This window comes from Accumulibacter sp., assembly GCF_032229525.1.
Classification (GTDB): domain Bacteria; phylum Pseudomonadota; class Gammaproteobacteria; order Burkholderiales; family Rhodocyclaceae; genus Accumulibacter.
The window spans coordinates 4,450-7,489 of sequence record NZ_JAVTWB010000160.1; the positions used below are offsets into that span (position 1 = coordinate 4,450).

Consider the following 3,040-nt stretch of genomic DNA (forward strand, 5'->3'; position numbering starts at 1 on the left):
GCCGGGCTCGATGAGCTCTCGACACATGCCAACCAGCGCCTGGCGCTGGCCTCGGCCAGCCTGAACGCGGAGCTGCAGCGCTTCGAGAGCCTGCCCGCCGTGCTGGCCGAACATCCGGCGCTGCGCGAACTGCTCGCCGACCCGACCAACCCGGCACGCCTTGCCTACGTCAATGATCTGCTCGAACGCACGAACGCGCGCGCGGGCGCGGCGATGCTCTACCTGATGGCACCTAGCGGCAACACGCTGGCCGCCAGCAACTGGCGCGCAGCCGACAGTTTCGTCGGGCAGAACTATGGTTTTCGGCCTTATTTCCACGATGCGCTGGCGGGCGGCACCGGCATGTTCTTCGGCGTCGGTGTCACCACCCGTGTTCCCGGTTTCTTCATTGCCCATCCCGTGCGCCACGACGGCCGGGTGGTCGGGGTGCTGGCCGTAAAGCTCGAACTGAACCTGCTAGAACGCACCTGGGCAGAGAGCGGTGAACTGCTGATGGTGGTGGACCGCCACGGCGTGGCGGCGCTGTCGTCGAATGAAGCGTGGCACTTCGGCACCCTTGCCCCGCTGGCCGAAGCCTCGCGGCGCGAGTTGCAGCAAACCCGTCAGTATCTCGACCAAGCGCTCGCGCCACTGCCGCTCGAGTGGCTCGCCGCCCAACGGGTGGCGCTCGACGGGCGGGAATTCATCACCCAGAGCCGGGAGGTGCTGCAGTGGAGAGACTGGCGGATGCTGATCCTGGCTGATACTGCGCCGGCTCGGGCGGACGCGAGAACGCTGACGCTCGCCGTCGGCCTCGGCTTGTGCGTTTTGGTGGTGGGAAGTCTGTACTGGGGACAGCGCTCCCGCCGCCTGCGCGAACGCCTGGGAGCGCAAGTGGTACTGGAGCGCACCGTCGCCGAGCGTACCGCCGACCTGGCGGCGACCAACGACCGCCTGCTGCGCGAGATCGACGAACGCGTTGCCGCCGAGCAGAAGTTGCGCCTTGCCCAGCGCGCACTGATCGAAGCCAACCGGCTCGCGGCGCTCGGCCAGATGGCCGCGGGTGTGGCACATGAACTCAATCAGCCGCTGTCCGCGCTGCGTGGCTTTGCCGGCAACAGCCTGACCTTCATGGAGCGTGGCCGCCTGGAGCCGTTGCAGGACAATCTGCACCAGATCATCGGCCTGATCGAGCGCATGGCACGCCTGACCGCGCAGCTCAAGGTCTTCGCCTCACGGCAGAGCACCTCACTGCAACGGGTAGCGGCCGGCCGCGCGTCGGCACGCGACACGGTAACCACCGTCGCCGGCTGGTTCGCCCGGCGGCTCAAGGACGAAGGCATTGCGCTGCGGCTGTCGGCCGCGCCGATCGAGTTTCCGCTCGAACCGCAGGCACTGGAACAGGTCCTGTCGAATCTGCTCGGCAATGCGGTCGATGCGCTGGCCGGCAAGCGCAATGGCGTGATCGAACTGCGGGCCGCGACGGGCGATGGCGAGCTGCTGCTGGAAGTGGTGGACAATGGCCCGGGGATCCCCCCGGAACTGCGCGACCGGATCACCCAGCCGTTCTTTTCCACCAAGCCCTTGGGACAGGGTCTCGGACTCGGACTGCCGATTGTCAGCGACCTCGTCGAAGGCTCGGGCGGCCGCTTCGAGATCGCCAACGGAGAATCGGGCGGCACGGTCGTCCGTGCGCGTTGGCCGGCGAAAGGGCCACAGCTGGCGGGCGAGTCCGAAGCGCTCCAGGAGAGCACACAGTGAACGAACTGGCGATCACGGTCATTTACGTCGAGGACGATGATCCGGTGCGCGCTGCCGGTTGTCAGAGCTTTGCCCTGGCCGATCTGCCGGTGGAGGATTTCGCGCGAGCCGACACAGCGCTGGCCCGGCTGAAGGCAGATCAGCCGGTGGTGTTGGTGACCGACGTGCGCCTGCCAGGCATCGATGGACTCGATCTGCTGCGACGCGTCGTCGCCATCGATGCCGATCTACCGGTCATCCTGGTCACCGGACACGGTGACGTATCGATGGCGGTCGATGCGATGCGCGCCGGCGCCTACGATTTCCTCGAAAAACCGTTCGCCCCCGAGCGCCTGGTCGACGTCGTGCGCCGGGCGATCGAGAAGCGCCGTCTGGTGCTGGAGAACCGCGCCCTCAAGGCGCGGCTGACGCAAAGCTCGGAACTCGACGGTCTGATCGGCGACAGCCCCGGCATGCGCCAACTGCGCACCCTGATCACCGAGCTGGGCGATACGGAAGTCGACGTCCTGATCCGCGGTGAGACCGGCACCGGCAAGGAACGCGTCGCACGCGGCCTGCATCAAGCCGGGCACCGGCGGAGCGGCAATTTTGTCGCCGTCAACTGCGCAGCGCTGCCCGAGGCGATCTTCGAGAGCGAGATGTTCGGCGTCGAGCCCGGTGCTTACACCGGCGCAACCCGCAGCCGCGCCGGCAAGATCGAACACGCCAGCGGCGGCACGCTGTTCCTCGACGAAATCGAAGGCATGCCGCTCGGCCTGCAGGCAAAACTGCTGCGCGTGCTGCAGGAACGGGTGATCGAGCGCCTCGGGTCCAACCGCCTGGTGCCGCTCGACTGCCGTGTCGTGGCGGCGACCAAGGTCGACCTCAAGGAGGAGATCGAAGCCGGCCGCTTTCGCGCCGATCTGTACTACCGCCTCAACGTGGTCACCTTGCTGGTGCCACCGTTGCGCGAACGGCGCGAGGATATTGCGCAGCTGTTCCACGTTTTCTGCCTGCAGGCTGCCGAGCGCTACGCGCGTGCCATGCCCGCCATGCCGGCGGCGATCGCGGACTGGCTGATGGCCCAGGACTGGCCGGGAAATGTACGGGAACTGCAGCACGCAGCCGAACGCTTCGTACTCGGGGTCTGGCGCCCGTCTTCGCTCGACGCCGCGGAAAGCGATCTGGCGATGCCACAGCGCGTGGCGGTCTTCGAGCTGTTCCTGATCGAGAATGCCCTGCAACAGACGCACGGCGACATCGCCAGCGCCGCGGCGGCACTCGGCATCCCGCGCAAGACGCTCTACGACAAGCTCGCCAA

Annotated in this window: 2 protein-coding genes; both read left to right on the forward strand. The window is 67.3% G+C overall.

The genetic code is table 11. The annotated features are described in order from the left end of the window. Positions 1–1,740, forward strand: a 1,740-nt coding sequence (locus RUW20_RS12485) for an ATP-binding protein (protein ID WP_313952560.1), incomplete at its 5' end; no start/stop codon positions are given. Further along, positions 1,737–3,040: sigma-54 dependent transcriptional regulator (locus RUW20_RS12490; RefSeq protein WP_313952561.1), on the forward strand; the 1,304-nt coding region annotated here is incomplete at its 3' end. The genes RUW20_RS12485 and RUW20_RS12490, both read left to right, overlap by 4 nt.